Annotated in this window: 17 protein-coding genes and 1 pseudogene; 7 read left to right on the plus strand and 11 right to left on the minus strand. The window is 74.6% G+C overall.

The features are described from left to right. Positions 1 to 18: 18 nt before the first annotated feature. From OKX07_RS06495 to OKX07_RS06510, 4 genes and pseudogenes are all read right to left on the minus strand, one after another. Positions 19 to 240, minus strand: a complete 222-nt coding sequence (locus OKX07_RS06495; RefSeq protein ID WP_265631024.1) for a hypothetical protein — start codon at positions 238 to 240, stop codon at positions 19 to 21. Next, positions 237 to 371: pseudogene (locus OKX07_RS06500) on the minus strand (DUF202 domain-containing protein); the annotation flags it as partial. The pseudogene OKX07_RS06500 and the gene OKX07_RS06495, both read right to left, overlap by 4 nt. Continuing rightward, positions 368 to 748 (minus strand): YidH family protein, encoded by a 381-nt coding sequence (locus tag OKX07_RS06505; protein WP_265631025.1) that lies wholly within the window; start codon positions 746 to 748, stop codon positions 368 to 370. The gene OKX07_RS06505 and the pseudogene OKX07_RS06500, both read right to left, overlap by 4 nt. 56 nt (positions 749 to 804) lie before the next feature. Next, positions 805 to 1,560, minus strand: coding sequence for a YggS family pyridoxal phosphate-dependent enzyme (locus OKX07_RS06510; RefSeq protein WP_265631026.1), 756 nt, complete (start codon positions 1,558 to 1,560; stop codon positions 805 to 807). 122 nt (positions 1,561 to 1,682) lie between these two features. On the opposite strand from OKX07_RS06510, the gene OKX07_RS06515 reads away from it, so the two are divergent. From OKX07_RS06515 to OKX07_RS06525, 3 genes are all read left to right on the plus strand, one after another. After that, positions 1,683 to 2,234: a YqgE/AlgH family protein gene (locus OKX07_RS06515; RefSeq protein WP_265631027.1), complete on the plus strand. Its 552-nt coding sequence runs from the start codon at positions 1,683 to 1,685 to the stop codon at positions 2,232 to 2,234. Between the two features lie 123 nt (positions 2,235 to 2,357). Then, positions 2,358 to 4,412, plus strand: coding sequence for a S8 family serine peptidase (locus tag OKX07_RS06520; protein WP_265631028.1), 2,055 nt, complete (start codon positions 2,358 to 2,360; stop codon positions 4,410 to 4,412). A gap of 119 nt (positions 4,413 to 4,531) precedes the next feature. Further along, positions 4,532 to 4,930: a YccF domain-containing protein gene (locus OKX07_RS06525; protein WP_265631029.1), complete on the plus strand. Its 399-nt coding sequence runs from the start codon at positions 4,532 to 4,534 to the stop codon at positions 4,928 to 4,930. Positions 4,931 to 4,955: 25 nt separating this feature from the next. On the opposite strand, the gene ybaK is transcribed toward OKX07_RS06525, so the two are convergent. From ybaK to OKX07_RS06545, 4 genes are all read right to left on the minus strand, one after another. Continuing rightward, the gene (gene ybaK, locus OKX07_RS06530) at positions 4,956 to 5,456 is read right to left on the minus strand and encodes a Cys-tRNA(Pro) deacylase (protein ID WP_265631030.1); all 501 of its coding nucleotides are present in this window, start codon (positions 5,454 to 5,456) and stop codon (positions 4,956 to 4,958) included. A 17-nt stretch (positions 5,457 to 5,473) separates the two neighbouring features. After that, positions 5,474 to 6,079: a VIT1/CCC1 transporter family protein gene (locus tag OKX07_RS06535; RefSeq protein WP_265631031.1), complete on the minus strand. Its 606-nt coding sequence runs from the start codon at positions 6,077 to 6,079 to the stop codon at positions 5,474 to 5,476. Positions 6,080 to 6,361: 282 nt separating this feature from the next. Beyond that, positions 6,362 to 8,965 (minus strand): DEAD/DEAH box helicase, encoded by a 2,604-nt coding sequence (locus OKX07_RS06540; RefSeq protein WP_265631032.1) that lies wholly within the window; start codon positions 8,963 to 8,965, stop codon positions 6,362 to 6,364. Between the two features lie 40 nt (positions 8,966 to 9,005). Then, entirely contained in the window at positions 9,006 to 9,824 is an 819-nt protein-coding gene (locus OKX07_RS06545; RefSeq protein ID WP_265631033.1) for an aminoglycoside 3'-phosphotransferase, read from the minus strand. Between the two features lie 87 nt (positions 9,825 to 9,911). Between OKX07_RS06545 and OKX07_RS06550 the strand changes: the two genes are divergently transcribed. Genes OKX07_RS06550 through rnhA form a run of 4 tightly spaced genes read left to right on the plus strand, consistent with a single transcriptional unit; the run spans position 9,912 to position 12,774 of the window. Further along, complete coding sequence (locus OKX07_RS06550) at positions 9,912 to 11,618, plus strand: AMP-binding protein (protein WP_265631034.1); 1,707 nt, start codon at positions 9,912 to 9,914, stop codon at positions 11,616 to 11,618. 52 nt (positions 11,619 to 11,670) lie between these two features. Continuing rightward, entirely contained in the window at positions 11,671 to 11,889 is a 219-nt protein-coding gene (locus OKX07_RS06555) for a type II toxin-antitoxin system Phd/YefM family antitoxin (RefSeq protein WP_265631035.1), read from the plus strand. After that, entirely contained in the window at positions 11,880 to 12,278 is a 399-nt protein-coding gene (locus tag OKX07_RS06560) for a type II toxin-antitoxin system VapC family toxin (protein WP_265631036.1), read from the plus strand. Before OKX07_RS06555 ends, OKX07_RS06560 begins: the two co-directional genes overlap by 10 nt. Before the next feature lie 55 nt (positions 12,279 to 12,333). Next, a complete protein-coding gene (gene rnhA, locus OKX07_RS06565) occupies positions 12,334 to 12,774 on the plus strand; it encodes a ribonuclease HI (protein WP_265631836.1) in 441 nt (146 codons plus the stop codon). Positions 12,775 to 12,813: 39 nt separating this feature from the next. Here the strand turns inward: rnhA and OKX07_RS06570 are convergent, their stop codons facing one another. Genes OKX07_RS06570 through OKX07_RS06580 form a run of 3 tightly spaced genes read right to left on the minus strand, consistent with a single transcriptional unit; the run spans position 12,814 to position 15,765 of the window. Further along, positions 12,814 to 13,995: a Gfo/Idh/MocA family protein gene (locus tag OKX07_RS06570; protein ID WP_265631037.1), complete on the minus strand. Its 1,182-nt coding sequence runs from the start codon at positions 13,993 to 13,995 to the stop codon at positions 12,814 to 12,816. Between the two features lies 1 nt (position 13,996). Beyond that, positions 13,997 to 15,094, minus strand: a complete 1,098-nt coding sequence (locus OKX07_RS06575) for a Gfo/Idh/MocA family protein (protein ID WP_265631038.1) — start codon at positions 15,092 to 15,094, stop codon at positions 13,997 to 13,999. Then, a complete protein-coding gene (locus OKX07_RS06580) occupies positions 15,079 to 15,765 on the minus strand; it encodes a ThuA domain-containing protein (RefSeq protein WP_265631039.1) in 687 nt (228 codons plus the stop codon). Before OKX07_RS06580 ends, OKX07_RS06575 begins: the two co-directional genes overlap by 16 nt. Between the last annotated feature and the right edge of the window lie 81 nt (positions 15,766 to 15,846).

The following is a 15,846-nucleotide window of genomic DNA, read 5'->3' on the forward strand; positions in this document are numbered from 1 at the left end:
TCCGCACGGCCGGGGGCGTCAGGCCGACCAGGTGACGACGAGGGCCAGGGCCGCGAGGCCGAGCAGCAGCAGGGCTGCCGCGCACACCGTGACGAGCCGGCCGCCGGGGTCGCGGCCCACCGTCCGCGCCGCCGCGGCGCCGGGCCGCCACGAGCGCAGCCCGCGCACCCCGTGCGGCGCCGGTGCGCCGCGCGCAGCAGCGCGACCGCCATCACCGTGCCGGCCGCGGTCACGGCCCACGCGGACGCACCCCACGGCTCGGACAGCAGCCGCCCCGCTGCGACGGACCCGGCGACCAGGGCCAGCGCCGTGCGGCGCCACGCCAGGGCGGTGCGCTCGGCGGCGAGCGACGGGGGCGGCGGGCCGCTCACGCGCGCAGCAGGCCGACGAGGACGAGCACGCCCGCGATCCCCACGCCGACGACGAGCAGGGCGAAGCCGACCGGCGGCGGCAGCGGGTCGCCCCGTCGCATCGCCCGCTCGGCGCGCGCCCAGCCCCACCACGAGATCGCGGGGGCGAGCGTCCCGAGCGCGATGAGCACGACCGCGGCGGCGAGCCGCATACCTGGTTCGACCGGCAGGTCGAGGGCCTCCAGGGCGACACCACCCGCGAGCAGCGCGATGGCCGTGCGCGCCCAGGCGAGGAACGTGCGCTCGTTGGCCAGCGAGAAGCGGGCGTCGGGCTCGGTGCCCTCGTCGTACACCCACCGGGGGAAGCGCCGGTCAGGTGCGCGCTGGTCGGGGTCCATGCGCCCATCCTCCCAACCCGTGGGGTGCGCCGCCGCCGGGTGTGCCGACGCCGGGCTCACGCGGAGGGTGCCGCGGGCGCCGGGCGCGCACCGAACACGGCCGTGCCGATCCGGACGACGGTCGCGCCCTCCGCGACCGCGGCCTCGAGGTCACCGCTCATCCCCATCGACAGCCCGTGGGCGTCGCGGGTGCCCGGAGCGCCGCCGCCCACGACCGCGTCGCGGATCGCGCGAAGCCGCGCGTACCCGGCGCGCACGACCCGCTCGTCGTCGCTCCGCGCACCCACCGTCATGAACCCCGCGAGCCGCAGCCCCGGCAGGGCGGCGACGCGGGCGGCCAGGTCCACCGCGTCGTCGGGGTGCGCCCCGTGCTTGGTGGGCTCGCCCGACACGTTGACCTGCACCCACACGTCGAGCGGTGCGTCGCGGCCCTGGACGCGGCCCGACAGGCGCTGCGCGAGCGCGTCGTCCGCGACCGACTGCACCGCCGACGCCCACCGCAGCGCCGCGGTGACCTTGTTCGACTGCAGCGGACCGATGACGTGCCACTCGGGGGCGAGGTCCGCGAGCACGGGTGCCTTGGAGACGAGCTCCTGGACCCGGTTCTCGCCCAGCAGCACCGGAGCCGTGCGGGAACCTGCGGCACGCGCGGCCGCGTCCGCGACCAGCGCGACGCGCACGGCGTCCGCGTCCATCGTCTTCGACGCGAGCAGGACCCGGACCTCGTCGGACGCGCGACCCGCCGCCGCGCACGCCGCCGCGACCCGATCGTTCAGCTGCGCCAACCGCGCCGCGACGTCCCCGCTCTCCACGACCCCCGACCGTACCCGCCCGCGCGGCGCCCGCCGCCCTCGGCCGGTGGGGTGGGCGAAAACGCGGATCGCGTCCGCGTCACCTGTGGCGCACCCGGCGTGCCGGGACGCATGCTGGCCGCATGGAGGGGTGCACCGGACGACTGCTCGTCGCGACTCCCGGACTGCGGGACCGCAGCTTCCGGCGCACGGTCGTGCTCGTGCTCGAGCACACCGCGGAGGGCGCGCTGGGTGTCGTCCTCGACCGCCCGCTCGACCTGGACGCGACGGCCGTGCTGCCGCAGTGGCAGGCGCACCTCAGCTCACCCGGCCGCCTGTTCCAGGGCGGGCCCGTGGCCCGCGACACGGCGCTGGCGCTCGCGGACGTGACCGGCGTCGACGCCCCGCCCGGGGTGCGCCCGCTGGCGGAGCGGCTCGGTGTCGTCGACCTCGACGCCCCGCCCGCGCTCGTCGTGGACGCCGTCCGCGGGCTGCGGGTCTTCATCGGCTACGCGGGCTGGACGGCCGGGCAGCTCGACGACGAGATCGACGTGGGCGGCTGGTTCGTCGTCGACCACGAGCCGGGCGACGTCTTCAGCGCCGACCCGCGCGGGCTGTGGCGGCGGGTGCTGCGGCGGCAGCCCGGGGACCTGGCGCTGCTGTCGACGGCGCCGGACGACGCGTCGTTGAACTGAGGTCTGTGACGGAGTCGTCGAAGCAGATGGGTGTCTGCGCTAGAAATCGCTGACTCGGACGGGGCTGCACCGGCACCATGGGCGGTTGCGGCCGCGTCGGTCGCGCCACAAGGGAGGCACCCCGTGCGTCGAGCACTCCTGGCAACCGCCACAGCCACGGTCATGGCCGTCGCGGGGCTGCCGTCCCTCGACCCTGCGGTCGCGCAGGACGGCGAGGGTCCCACCACGACGTTCCTGGTCCAGGCGGAGGACGGCGCCACGCCCGCCGCGCGCGAGGCGCTGGCGGACCTCGGTGCCGAGCCCTCCGAGCAGTTCGAGCGGGCTCTGGAGGGCTTCACGGCCGAGCTGACCGAGGCGCAGGTGGCCACGCTCGCCGCCGACCCGGACATCCGGTCCGTCACACCGGAGAACGTCTTCACCGCGCAGGGGTTCACGGAGCAGCTCTCCCCGACCTGGGGGTTGGACCGTATCGACCAGGCCCGGCTGCCTCTGGACGGGTCCTACACCTCGCCGACCGACGGCGGTGCCGGCGTGCGCGTGTACGTGGTCGACACCGGAGTGGTCCCGCACCCCACCCTGGCGGGGCGGCTGGCTCCGGGCTACTCCTCGATCGCGGACGGCAACGGGACCTACGACTGCGACGGGCACGGGTCCCACGTCGCCGGGACCGTCGCCTCCACCCTGTACGGCGTGGCGAAGGCCGCCACCGTCGTTCCCGTGCGCGTCCTGGACTGCGAGGGGAACGGCACGACGACGACCGTCGTCGCGGGTCTGGACTGGGTGCTCGCCCACCACCCCGCAGGTACGCCCGGCGTGGTCAACCTGTCACTCGGGGGCCCGCACGACACCGCTCTCAACACGGCCGTCGGCCGCACGACCGCAGCCGGCCTGATCGTTGTCGGCGCCGCCGGCAACGAGAACGACGACGCGTGCACGGGTTCGCCGGCCTCCGCGCCCTCGACCGTGACGACCGCGGCGAGCACCAGGACCGATGCCCGCGCGGACTTCTCCGACTGGGGCTCGTGCGTGGACCTGTTCGCGCCCGGCGAGAACATCCGGTCCATCTACGCACCGAACGAGAACCGCGTCTCGGAGATGTCCGGCACGTCCATGGCAGCGCCCCACGTGGCGGGCGTCGCCGCGCTCTACCTGGGCGTGTACCCGACCGCTGCGCCGGCTGCCGTGACCGCCGCGCTCCTCGGTGCGGCCACCCCCGGGGTCATCACCCGGACCGCCGGCTCCCCGAACCGGCTGCTCTCCTCACGGGTCTTCCCGCTCCCGGGTGCGCCGACCGCCCTCCAGGTCACGTCGACGTCGGTGACGGCGCTCTCGATCCGCTGGGCCGCGCCCACCACCGGCAGCGTCCCGACCGAGTACCAGGTGTCGTGGCGCACGGGCACCGGGTCGTGGTCGTCGCAGGCGCCGACGGCCGCCACGACCAGGACGGCGACCCTCGACGGCCTGTCGCCCGGCACGCCCTACGAGGTCAGGGTGACGGCGCGGAACCAGTACGGCTCGACCTCGGCGTCCCTCGCGGCTGCGACCTCACCGCGACCTGCACCGGGGACGCCGACCGGTCTCGCCTTCTCGACGGTGACCCCGACCGGTGCGGTCGTGAGCTGGTCCCCGGGGTCGGGAGTCCCGACGGCGACGTACCAGGTCGCGAGGCGGACCGGTACCGGTCTGTGGACCCTGCTGCCGACCGTTCCTGCCTCGACGCCGACGACGACCCTCACGGGCCTGGCACCGAGCACCAGCTACGAGGTCCGCGTGGTGGCGTACGACGCGTACGGCACCGCATCGGCCGCAGTCCACGGCACGGTGGTCACGACCTCCGCGGGAGTGTCCGCCCCGAGGACGGTGGCCGTCGCGGTGTCCGCGACCGGGCGCGCCCGTGTCGGGTGGGCGCCGCCGAGGACCGGCGCCGAGAACGTGGTCGGGTACGTCGTCCAGCACGGCAACGCCACGGTCGGGCGGAGGACGACGACCGCGGCGGTGACGGCCCGGAGCGTCCTGCTCACGGCGCTGCGCGCGAAGACCAGCTACGAGTTCCGCGTCGGGGCCCGCTCCGTGTCCGGTGGCGTCGTCTGGTCGGCACCCGTGACCGTCCGCACCCCCGCCCCGCCGGCCGGGGGGACGTTCCGCGTCGTACCGGGCTCGGTGGCGGGTCCGTCCTAGTGGCGGGTCCGTCCTGGTGGCGGGTCCGTCCTGGCGCCGGCGCCCCACGGCGCAGACCAGGGGAAGGTCGGGGTGTTCCCGGATGTCGCCGGGGTCGGCCGCCGTGGGACCGTTGACCCGTGAAGACCCTGCTGAACGTCATCTGGCTCGTGTTCGCCGGCGCGTGGCTCGCCCTGGGCTACGTGCTCGCGGGCGTCATCTGCTGCGTCCTGATCGTGACGATCCCGTTCGGGATCGCGTCGTTCCGCATCGCGAGCTACGTGCTCTGGCCGTTCGGGCGGACCATCGTCGAGAAGCCGACGGCCGGGGCGTTCTCCACCATCGGCAACGTCATCTGGGTGCTGGTCGCGGGGATCTGGCTCGCGATCGGGCACATCACGACCGCCATCCCGCTGTTCGTCTCGATCATCGGGATCCCCCTGGGTATCGCGAACCTCAAGCTCATCCCGATCTCCCTGGTCCCGCTGGGCAAGGAGATCGTGCCGACCGACAACGCGTTCGCGGCCTACGGGCGCTGAGCGCTGTTCGGCGCGCTGAGCGCGGTCAGTCCCGCGCGACGTCCGCGACGGTCGCGTCCGTGAGCCGCACGAGGGCGTCGGGGGCGAGCTCGACGTCCAGCCCGCGGCGCCCACCGGAGACGAGCACGGTGTCGAACAGCCACACGGTCTCGTCGACGACGGTCCGCAGCGCGGTGCGCTGGCCCAGGGGCGAGATGCCGCCGACGACGTACCCCGTGGCGCGCTCGGCGGCATGCGGGTCCGCCATCGTGGCGCGCTTGCCGCCCACGGCCGCCGCGAGCGCCTTGAGGTCGAGCCGGCCGGTGACGGGCACGACGGCGACGGTGAGCGCGCCGTCGACGTCGGCGACGAGGGTCTTGAAGACCTGCTCGGGCGGGACGCCGAGCAGGTGGGCGGCCTCCAGGCCGTAGCCGAGGTCGCTCGCCGCGTCGTGCTCGTACGTGCGCGGCGTGTGCGGCACGCCGGCCGCGGTCAGGGCGACGAGCGCGGGGGTGCCGGCGGGCGTCCGCACGTCCTTCCTGGCCACCCGCCCAGGGTAGGGCGTCAGAGCGCGGTGCCGACGAGCACGCCGACGCCGTACGTCACGGCCATCGCTAGCGACCCGCCCAGGACGTTGCGCAGCACCGAGCGCGCGTGCGACGCACCCGTGAAGCGCGACGACGTCCACCCCGTCAGGACGAGCGCGAGCAGGACCGCCGCGAACGTCGCGGGGACGCGTGCGGCGATCGGCCACGGCGCCAGGACGACGAGCAGGGGGATGAGCGCCCCGGCGGTGAACGCCACCATGGACGCGAGCGCCGCGTGCCACGGGTTGGTGAAGTCGTGGTCCACGTCGTTGATCGGGCTGCCGGCCGCGGCGGCGACACGCTCGGCGTCACGCTGGCTGCTGACCGACACGTACTCGCCCGACGCCATCGACAGGGCACCGGCGACCAGGGCAGCGCCGCCGGCCAGGGCGATCGTCGACGTCGACGCCGCCGCACCCGCGACACCCACCACGGTTGCCGCGACGGACACGATGCCGTCGTTGGCACCGAGCACGCCCGCGCGCAGCCAGTTCAGACCGGCGTTCGACGCGGCCGCGGCCGGACCCGGCGTGCGGTGGAGCAGCGCGCCGAGACCTGTGGGGCGTTCGGTGGTCGTGGTCATGTGTCCACGATAGGTCCGTCCGCGGGCGTTGTCATCGCAGGAAAGCCTGCCCTGACCTGCACAGACGCAGGTTTGCCTACCCTCATCAGGGCTGGATCGACGTCGCACGAGAGGGCCTGCGGGAACTGGATTGCTCTCTCGCGCGGGTGGGGGGTGGGGGTGGCTGGATTGCTCTCTCGCGAGAGAGCAATCCAGTCGCGAGAGAGCAATCCAGTGGCGAGAGAGCAATCCGGTCGAGAGAGCAATCCGGTGCGGGTCGGCTCCCGTGCGGTGGGGAGGGGGCTACAGGGGGCCGGCGGTCAGGATGCGGAGGCGGACCTCGCCGGCCTCGTCGGACGCCGGGAGATCGACGAGGGCGTCGATGCGCCAGTCGTGGTCGCCTGCGGGGTCGTCGAGGATCTGCCGGACGTGCCACGTGCCGGCCGCGGGGCCGTGCGCGTCGGCCGCGGTCCCGGGCGTCACCTGGAACAGGCCCGGGCCGCGGGCCGCGGGTCCGGTGCCGATCTCGTCGTGGTCGTCGAAGTACGGCTCGACGGCGTCGGCCCACCGGTCGGCGTCCCACAGGCCGCCCTCGGCGTCGACGTCCCCGAGCGCCGCGAGCGCGCCCCAGCGCTCGCGGGCGACGAGCTCGACGCGGCGGAACATCGCGCCGCGCACCAGCGCCCGGAACACGCGCGGGTCGGCCGTGACGGGCGGCGGGGGCGCGTCCCCGCTCTCGCTCTCGGCGACGGCAGCGAGCGCGGCAGTCGGGTCGGACAGCCGCTCCCACTCGTCGAGCAGGCTCGAGTCGGTGCGTCGCACCAGGTCACCGAGCCACGCGACGAGCTCCTCGAGCTCCTCGGTGCGCCGGTCCTCCGGGACGGTGCGGCGCAGCGCGCGGTACGCGTCCGCGAGGTAGCGCAGCAGCACGCCCTCGGTGCGGTCCAGGGAGTACAGCTGCACGTACTCGGCGAACGTCGCGGCGCGCTCGTGCATCTCGCGCACCACGGACTTCGGGGACAGCGTGAGGTCGGCGACCCACGGGTTGGTCAGGCGGTACGTCGCGAACGTCGCCTCGAGCAGCTCGGCCAGGGGGCGCGGGTAGGTGACGCCCTCGAGCAGCGCCATGCGCTCGTCGTACTCCAGGCCGTCGGCCTTCATGCGCGCCACGGCCTCGCCGCGCGCCTTGTTCTCCTGCGCGGCGAGCACCTGGCGCGGGTCGTCGAGCGTGGCCTCGATGACCGAGACCACGTCGTGCGCGTACCCGGGGTCCTGCGGGTCGAGCAGGTCGAGCGCGGCGTACGCGAACGGCGACAGGGCCTGGTCGAGCGCGAACGTCGCGGGCAGGTCCGCGACGAGCTGCACGGTCCGGCGCCGCCCGCCGGGGGCGGCCGGGTCGTCGACCCAGGGACGCTCGACGACGCCCCCCGCGCGCAGCGACCGGTACACGTCGACCGCGCGCCGCACGTGCCGCGCCTGGGCACCCTCCGGCTCGTGGTTGTCCGTGAGCAGGTGCGTCATGACGGCGACGGGGTCCCCGCGCCCGTCGCGCCCGCGCTGCAGCACGTGCAGGACCATCGCGTGCGACACCTGGAAGCTCGACGTCAGGGGCTCGGGCGGGGCGTCCCGCAGGCGCTCGAACGTCTTGTCCGTCCAGTTCACGTGCCCGGACGGCGCCTGCTTGCGGACGATCTTCTTGAGCTTGCGGGGGTCGTCGCCGGCCTTGGCCAGCGCCTTGCGGTTCTCGACGACGTGCTCGGGCGCCTGCACGATCACCTCGCCCACCGTGTCGAAGCCGGCGCGCCCGGCGCGTCCGGCGATCTGGTGGAACTCGCGGGCCGACAGGTGCCGCATGCGCACGCCGTCGTACTTCACCAGGCTCGTCAGGACGACCGTGCGGATCGGCACGTTGATGCCGACGCCCAGGGTGTCGGTGCCGCACACGACCGGCAGCAGGCCCCGCTGCGTCAGGCGCTCGACGACGCGCCGGTACTTGGGCAGCATGCCGGCGTGGTGCACACCCACGCCGTGCCGCAGCAGCCGCGACAGGGTCTTGCCGAACCCGGGACCGAACCGGAAGCCGCCGAGCTCGGTCGCGATCGCGTCGCGCTGCTCGCGGCTGGCCAGAGGCGTCGACATCAGCGTCTGCGCGCGCTCGACGGCCTCCTTCTGCGTGAAGTGCACGACGTACACGGGGGCGCGGCGGGTCGACACGAGCTCGTCGAGCAGCTCGTGCAACGGCTCGACGGAGTAGGAGAACGTCAGCGGCACGGGCCGTTCGGTGTTGGCGACGACGGCCACGTCGCGCCCGGTGCGGCGCGTCAGGTCCTCGGCGAAGAACGCGACGTCGCCGAGCGTGGCCGACATCAGCAGGAACTGCGTGCGCGTCAGCTCCAGCAGCGGCACCTGCCACGCCCAGCCGCGCTGCGGGTCGGCGTAGTAGTGGAACTCGTCCATGACGACCAGGCCGACGTCGGCGTCGGCACCGTCGCGCAGCGCCTGGTTGGCGAGGATCTCCGACGTGCAGCACACGATGGGCGCGCCCGCGTTGATCGCCGAGTCCCCGGTCATCATCCCGACGTTCGCCGACCCGAACACGTCGACCAGCGCGAAGAACTTCTCGCTGACCAGGGCCTTGATGGGGGCCGTGTAGTAGGAGCGGCGGCCCTGCGCCAGCGCCACCGCGTGCGCGGCGACGCCCGCGAGCGACTTGCCCGACCCCGTCGGCGTCGACAGGATCACGTGGCTGCCCGTCAGGAGCTCGAGCAGCGCCTCCTCCTGGTGGGGGTAGAGCGGCAGGCCCTGCTCCGTGGCCCAGGTGCTGAAGACCTCGTAGAGCGCGTCGGGGTCGTGCGCGGCGTCACCGGTGGGCAGGCGGTCGGTCAGGGTGACGTCGGGGGAGGGCACCCGGCGATCCTCGCACGGCCGGGCGGGCGCACGACGGGCGTCAGCTCGCGTCCCACAGCAGCCGGTAGTACGCGATGCGCGCGGCGTCGGGCTCGACGCCGTACGCCTCGTAGACGTGACGGTCGTACCCGGGGCCGTAGTTCCACTCGGTGCTCCAGGCCGCGGTCGCCAGGTCGGCCCACCGGTCCCCGACACCCAGTCGGCCCAGGTCGACGTGGGCGGCCCACCGGCCGTCGTCGCCGATGAGCGTGTTGGGCGCGCACGCGTCGCCGTGGCAGACGACGAGCACGTCGACGGGCGGCACGTCGAGGAGGCGGGCGCGGGCGTCGTCGGCGCCGAGGTCCCGGTGCTCGGGCGACCAGGACGCGGGGGTGTCGCCGGCGTCGAGGTGCTCGAGCGCGCGGACGACGCGGGACCCGGCCGACCAGTCGAAGGGGCACGGGCCGACGGGCAGCGCGTCGTGCAGCGCCCGCAGGCCGGCGCCGATCGCGGTCGCCGCCTCGACGGGACGGTCGACCCACGGAGGGACGACGGCGCTGCGAGCGGGGATCGCCGCCGTGACGAGCCAGGTGCCGTGCTCGTCGGCGCCGAGGTCCAGCACCTCCGGCACGGGCGTGAACGGCGCGGCCCACGCGAGGCGCTCGGCCTCGGCCGCGAGGTCGAGCTCCGGCACGCCGGCCGGTGCCCACTTGACGTACCGCTCGGCCCCGAGCCGGAACGTCACGCCGCCGACCTGGTTGACCCACACGGGCTCGACGGCGGCGCCGCCCGCGATGCGCGCGACCGCCTCGGGGACGGCGACCGGGCCCTGCGGGATCTCCGGGGGGCCGCCGCGGGCGGGGCGTGTGTCTGAGGGCACCGGGCGATCCTGCCATCGCGCGCGAGCCGTCGTGCAGCGCGCACCTACGGACGCGTAACCTACGCTCCCGTAGGTTACGCTGCGGCAGTGACCACGCCCGCTGCTGGACCTGTCGGACCCGACGACCTCCCGGCGGCCTGGCCGCACGGCGTCCCGCGTGACATCGAGATCCCCGACGAGCCGCTCACCGCCACGCTCGACCGGGCCGTCCGCGACCACGCCGACCGCGTCGCCGTCGACTTCCTCGGCCGGGCGACGACCTACGCGGAGCTCGGCGCCCAGGTCGAGCGCGGGTCCCGCGTGCTGCACGACCTCGGGGTCCGCGCAGGCGACCGCGTCGCGCTCGTCCTGCCCAACTGCGCGGCGCACGTCGTCGCGTTCTGGTCCGCGCTGCGCCTCGGCGCGGTCGTCGTCGAGCACAACCCGACGTACACGGCCGAGGAGCTCGCCCACCAGCTCGCCGACTCGGGCGCGACCGTCGCGCTCGTGTGGGAGCAGGCCGTGCCGCGCGTCCTGCAGGTGCGCGACCGCACGCAGCTGCGGCACGTCGTCGCCGTCGACCTGTCCGCCGACCTGCCGCGGCTGTCGCGCTGGGCGTTGCGCCTGCCCGTCCCGACGGCCCGGAAGACCCGTGCCGCGATGTGCGGCCCCGTCCCCGCCGACGTCCCGCACTGGCACCGCCTGGTCCGCGCGGCCGCACCGCTCGTCCCCGACACCGCGCCGAGCAGCGCCGACGTCGCGCTGCTGCAGTACACCGGCGGCACGACCGGCACCCCCAAGGCCGCCGTGCTCACGCACCGCAACCTCGTCGCGAACGCCCTGCAGGGGCAGACGTGGACGCAGGCCGCGTCGGGCACCGAGGTCGTCTACGGCGTCCTGCCGTTCTTCCACGCGTTCGGCCTGACGCTCTGCCTGGCGTACTCCGTGCGGATCGCCGCGACGCTCGTCGTGCTGCCCTCGTTCGACCCCGCGCGCGTGCTCGCCGCGCAGCGCCGACGCCCCGGGACGTTCCTACCCGCGGTGCCGCCGATGCTCGACAAGCTGGCGGCCGCGGCGGAGGCGTCCGGCGCCGACCTGACGTCCTTCCGCTACTCCATCAGCGGCGCGATGGCGCTGCCGCGCGAGACGGCCGAGCGCTGGGAGCGGGTCTCGGGCGGGCTCGTCGTCGAGGGCTACGGCATGACCGAGACGTCACCCGTCGCGCTCGGCAACCCGCTGAGCCCCGACCGCCGGCCCGGCTCGCTCGGCCTGCCCTTCCCGTCGACCCGCATCCGCGTCGTCGACCAGGAGGACCCCACGCGCGACGTCGCGACGGGGGAGCAGGGCGAGCTGCTCGTCTCCGGCCCGCAGGTCTTCCAGGGGTACTGGCAGCGTCCCGACGAGACCGCGCACCAGCTGCTCGACGGCGGCTGGCTGCGCACCGGCGACGTCGTGCGCGTCGACGACGACGGCATGGTCGTCCTCGTCGACCGCATCAAGGAGATGATCGTCACCGGCGGCTTCAAGGTGTACCCCTCGCAGGTCGAGGACCACCTGCGCGGCATGCCGGGCGTGCGGGACGTCGCGGTCGTCGGGGAGCCCTCAGGTGCGATGGGGGAGAGCGTCGTCGCCGCCGTCGTCCTCGACGACGACGCCCACGGCGTCGACCTCGCCGCCGTGAAGGCGTGGTGCGAGACGCGCCTGGCCCGGTACGCGGTGCCGCGCCGGCTCGTCGTCCTCACCGAGCTGCCGCGCTCGCAGGTCGGCAAGGTGCTGCGGCGCGTCGTGCGCGACCAGCTGAAGCCGTCGGCCTGACCTGGACCAGGAAGTCTGGACCAGGGTGTTGGTCGAGGGCTATCGTCGGGCCATGACGACCATGAACGTGCAGGATGCCAAGGCGCACCTGTCCGACCTCGTCGCGCGCGCCGAGCGCGGCGAGGACGTCGTGATCGCACGCGCCGGACGCCCCGCCGTGCGGCTCGTCCCCGTGGCCGCGAGCCCGCGTGTCTTCGGCACGATGAAGCTCACCGTGCCGGACGCGTTCTTCGCCCCGCTGCCGGAGGACGAGCTGGCGGCGTGGGAGTGAGTGCGTACCTTCTCGACACGCACGTCCTGCTCTGGTTGCTCGGCGAACCGCGCCGTGTGCCCCTCGACGTGCGGGACCGGCTCGCCGATCCCGAGATCGACCTGTTCGTCTCGGCGGTGTCCGCGCTCGAGATCGCGACGAAGCAGCGGCTCGGCAAGCTCGAGGCGGGCGACCTGGTCGATGCATGGACGCACCGGTTGGCTGAGATCGGCGTCACCGAGCTCCCGGTGACCGCCGAGCACGCCCTGCTCGCGGGTCGCCTCCAGTGGACCCACCGCGACCCGTTCGACCGGCTGCTCGTGGCGCAGTCCGTCGTTGAGAACGCACGACTCGTGACGCAGGACGCGGCGATCACGGGGTTCGACCGTGCGCCGGTGCTCACGTGGTGAGCGACCGACGTACCGTGTGCGCGTGAGCGAGACGGACGACGTGGCCCTGGTGGAGATGTGGACCGACGGCGCCTGCAAGGGCAACCCCGGGGTCGGGGGGTGGGGGGCCTGGATGCGCTTCGGCGACCAGGAGAAGGAGCTGTGCGGTGGTGAGCTCGCGACCACGAACAACCGCATGGAGCTGACGGCCGTCATCGAGGGGCTGCGCGCGCTGCGCCGGCCGTGCCGCGTCACGTTGCACGTCGACTCGACGTACGTCATGAACGGGCTCACCAAGTGGCTGCCGAACTGGAAGCGCAACGGCTGGCTCACGGGGGAGAAGAAGCCCGTGAAGAACAAGGAGCTGTGGCAGGCCCTCGAGACCGAGGTGGAGCGGCACCACGTGACGTGGGTCTGGGTGAAGGGTCACGCGGGCGACCCCGGCAACGAGCGCGCCGACGGGCTGGCGAACCAGGGCGTCGACGCCGTGCGCGCGGGGGCGACGGCCCGGGGCTGAGCCCCGGGCGCGTCGACCCGCGACCGTGCGGGGCGCCGGTCAGACCGCGACGGGCGTCCACCGCGACTCGTCGGCGGCCGAGCGCTCGACCGCGTCGAGCACCTGCTGCACCTGCAGGCCGTCGGCGAACGTCGGCGCCGGGTGGGTGCCCGCCCCGATGGCCTCGACGAGGTCCACGACCTGGTGCGTGAACGCGTGCTCGTACCCCAGGCCGTGGCCGGTGGGCCACCAGCTGCCGGTGTAGGGGTGCTCCGGCTCGGTCACGTACACGCGCCGGAAGCCCTGGAGACCCGCGGGGTCGTGGGCGTCGTACACGTGCAGGACGTTCATGTCCTCGAAGTCGAACGCGAGCGACCCGTCGGTGCCGTTGATCTCGACGCGGATCGCGTTGCGTCGGCCGAGCGCGAACCGCGTCGCCTCGAACAGCGCGAGCCCGCCGCCGGAGAGTCGCGACGTGAACACCGCGGCGTCGTCGACCGTGACGGGTCCCGTCGTCCCGCCCGCGTCCCCGACGCCCGACAGGCCGCCGAACGACGCCGCGACGGGCCGCTCCTCGACGAACGTCGCGAGCTGCGCGGAGACCCCCGTGAGGTGCTCGCCGGTGATGTGCTGCACGAGGTCGATGACGTGGGCGCCGATGTCCCCGAGCGACCCCGACCCGGCAACGGCCTTGTCGAGCCGCCACGACAGCGGCGTCGCGGGGTCGGACAGCCAGTCCTGCAGGTACAGGCCGCGTGCGTGCCGCACGGTCCCGATGCGCCCCTCGGCGACGAGCCGGCGTGCCAGCGCGATCGCCGGGACCCGGCGGTAGGAGTACCCGACCATCGCGACCTGGTCGGGTGCGGCCTCCGCGGCGGCGACCATGGCCTGCGCCTCGGCGACCGAGTTGGCCAGCGGCTTCTCGCACAGCACGTGCTTGCCGGCCTGCAGCGCCGCGATCGCGATCTCGGCGTGCGTGTCGCCCGGGGTGCAGATGTCGATCAGGTCGACGTCGTCGCGCCTGAGCAGCTCGCGCCAGTCGGTCGTCGACGTGCGCCAGCCCAGCCGGTCTGCTGCGGTGGCCGTGCGCTGCGCGTCGCGCCCGGCGACGACCGTGAGGTCCGGCGTCAGCGGCAGGTCGAAGAAGCGTGGCGCGGTCTGCCAGGCGTGCGAGTGGGCCAGGCCCATGAACGCGTGGCCGATCATGCCGACGCCCAGGCGTGGGGCGGGGGTGCGGACCATGTCAGGCCTCCGGTCGGGTCGCGAGGGCGGTCAGCGGGACGAGCGGCGGGACGTCGCACGTGCTGGCGACCTCCAGCCTCGCGCCCGCGTCGGCGGCGCGCAGCACGGTCTCCATCGTGTCGAGCACGTGCAGCGCGACGCCCGCGGACGCGCGCGTGGTGCGGCGGTCGGCGCTGCGGGCCGCGTCGACGAGCCCGGCGCCGCGACCGGCGCCGACGTAGCCGGCCGACGGGGGCAACGTGCGCCACTCGTCGCCGCGCGCGTGGACGCGCACGTCGCCCTCGAACCGGTTGGGGTCGGGGACCAGCAGGGACCCCTCCTCGCCGTGGATCTCGAGCGGGCGGGCGAGGGAGGCGGGCGCGTCGAAGCTCATGAGGAGCGTCGTGACGGCGCCGGACGCGTGCTCGACGAGCGCGGTGACGTGCGTCGCGACGTCGACGGGCACGCGCTCCCCGGAGCGTGGTCCCTGGCCGATCGTGCGGTGGGCGCGCGGTCGCGTCGCGACGCCCTGCACGGCCGTCACCGGACCGAGCAGGTGCACGAGCGCCGTCAGGTAGTACGGGCCCATGTCGAGCAGCGGACCGCCGCCGGGGGCGTAGTAGAAGTCGGGGTGCGGGTGCCAGGCCTCGTGCCCGCCGGACGCCATCGTGGCGGTCGCGGCGACCGGCCGGCCGATGGCCCCGGACTCGACCGCCGCGCGGGCCGTCTGGACGCCCGTGCCGAGCACGGTGTCCGGCGCACCGCCGACCGCGACCCCTGCCGCCGCCGCGGCGTCGAGGACGCGGTGCGCCTGCTCGACCGTCGCGCACAGCGGCTTCTCGTTGTAGACCGACCGGCCGTGCGCGACGGCCGCCAGGGCGACCTCCTCGTGCGCGGCGGGCGTCGTGAGGTCGAGCACCCACTCCAGGCCGTCGAGCGCCAGGAGGTCCGGCAGGTCGACGGCGCGCACGCCGTGGCGGGCGGCGGTCGCGTCGGCGCGGGCGCGGTCCAGGTCGGCGACGGCGACGATCTCGAGGTCGGGTGCGCCCGCGGCCGTCGTCAGGTAGGCCTCGGAGATGACGCCGCACCCGACGACGCCCACCCTCAGCGGCTCGCCCACACCATGCTCCGCTCGATCATCGTGCGGACGCTGGGGTGCTCGAGCACGTCCAGGCTGTGGCCGGGCGTGACCACGCAGATGCGTCCCGCGCCCCACTGGCGCGTCCACACGGCGGGGCACGTCAGCGGCCGGTGCCACGGGTGCCACGGGGGTGCGGGGTGGGTCGTGGTGGCCAGGACGTCGCACAGGCCGTCGGTCAGCACCCAGTACTGCTCGGTGGTGAGCTCGAACGACGCGATGCCGGCGGTGACGGGGTGCTCCGCGGCCTCCGGGAGCATGTCGACCGTGTAGGGCAGGTAGTTGTCGGACTGGTCGCCGTGGACGTCGTCCGGGTGCTTGGACGGGTGGGTGGCGAACTGCCCGCCGACGAGCTGCAGGTAGTCGGAGCTGGCGCGGAACGAGTCGGCGATCCCGCCGTGCCAGCCGACCAGGCCGGTGCCGGCCCGCACGGCGTCGCGCAGCCCGGCGACGGCCGCGCCGGAGGCCTCGCCCATCGTGTAGCACTGCACGATCAGGTCGACGTCGGCCATCGCGGCCTCGGCGTAGACCTCGGGGGTGTCGACGATGCGGACGGTGAAGCCCGACGCCTCGAGATGGGGGAGGAACATGTCCGTCGCGGCGACGGGCGCGTGCCCGTCCCAGCCGCCCCGGACCACCAGAGCCTGCTTCACGTGGAGCCTTTCGTGGGTCTCGCGTCGGTGAGAGATCGATCTCTGATCGACGCTACCCCGCGCTCGGGACGATGGCCAGCG

Origin of the sequence: Cellulomonas sp. S1-8 (assembly GCF_026184235.1) — a bacterium.
Lineage (GTDB): Bacteria > Actinomycetota > Actinomycetes > Actinomycetales > Cellulomonadaceae > Cellulomonas.

What these genes read in the sequence shown, in the direction of transcription:
- OKX07_RS06505 (WP_265631025.1), bottom strand. Translation starts at nt 748, where the DNA reads ATGGACCCCGACCAGCGCGCACCTGACCGGCGCTTCCCCCGGTGGGTG.
- OKX07_RS06515 (WP_265631027.1), top strand. Translation starts at nt 1,683, where the DNA reads ATGGAGGGGTGCACCGGACGACTGCTCGTCGCGACTCCCGGACTGCGG.
- OKX07_RS06535 (WP_265631031.1), bottom strand. Translation starts at nt 6,079, where the DNA reads ATGACCACGACCACCGAACGCCCCACAGGTCTCGGCGCGCTGCTCCAC.
- OKX07_RS06555 (WP_265631035.1), top strand. Translation starts at nt 11,671, where the DNA reads ATGACGACCATGAACGTGCAGGATGCCAAGGCGCACCTGTCCGACCTC.
- rnhA (WP_265631836.1), top strand. Translation starts at nt 12,334, where the DNA reads ATGTGGACCGACGGCGCCTGCAAGGGCAACCCCGGGGTCGGGGGGTGG.
- OKX07_RS06570 (WP_265631037.1), bottom strand. Translation starts at nt 13,995, where the DNA reads ATGGTCCGCACCCCCGCCCCACGCCTGGGCGTCGGCATGATCGGCCAC.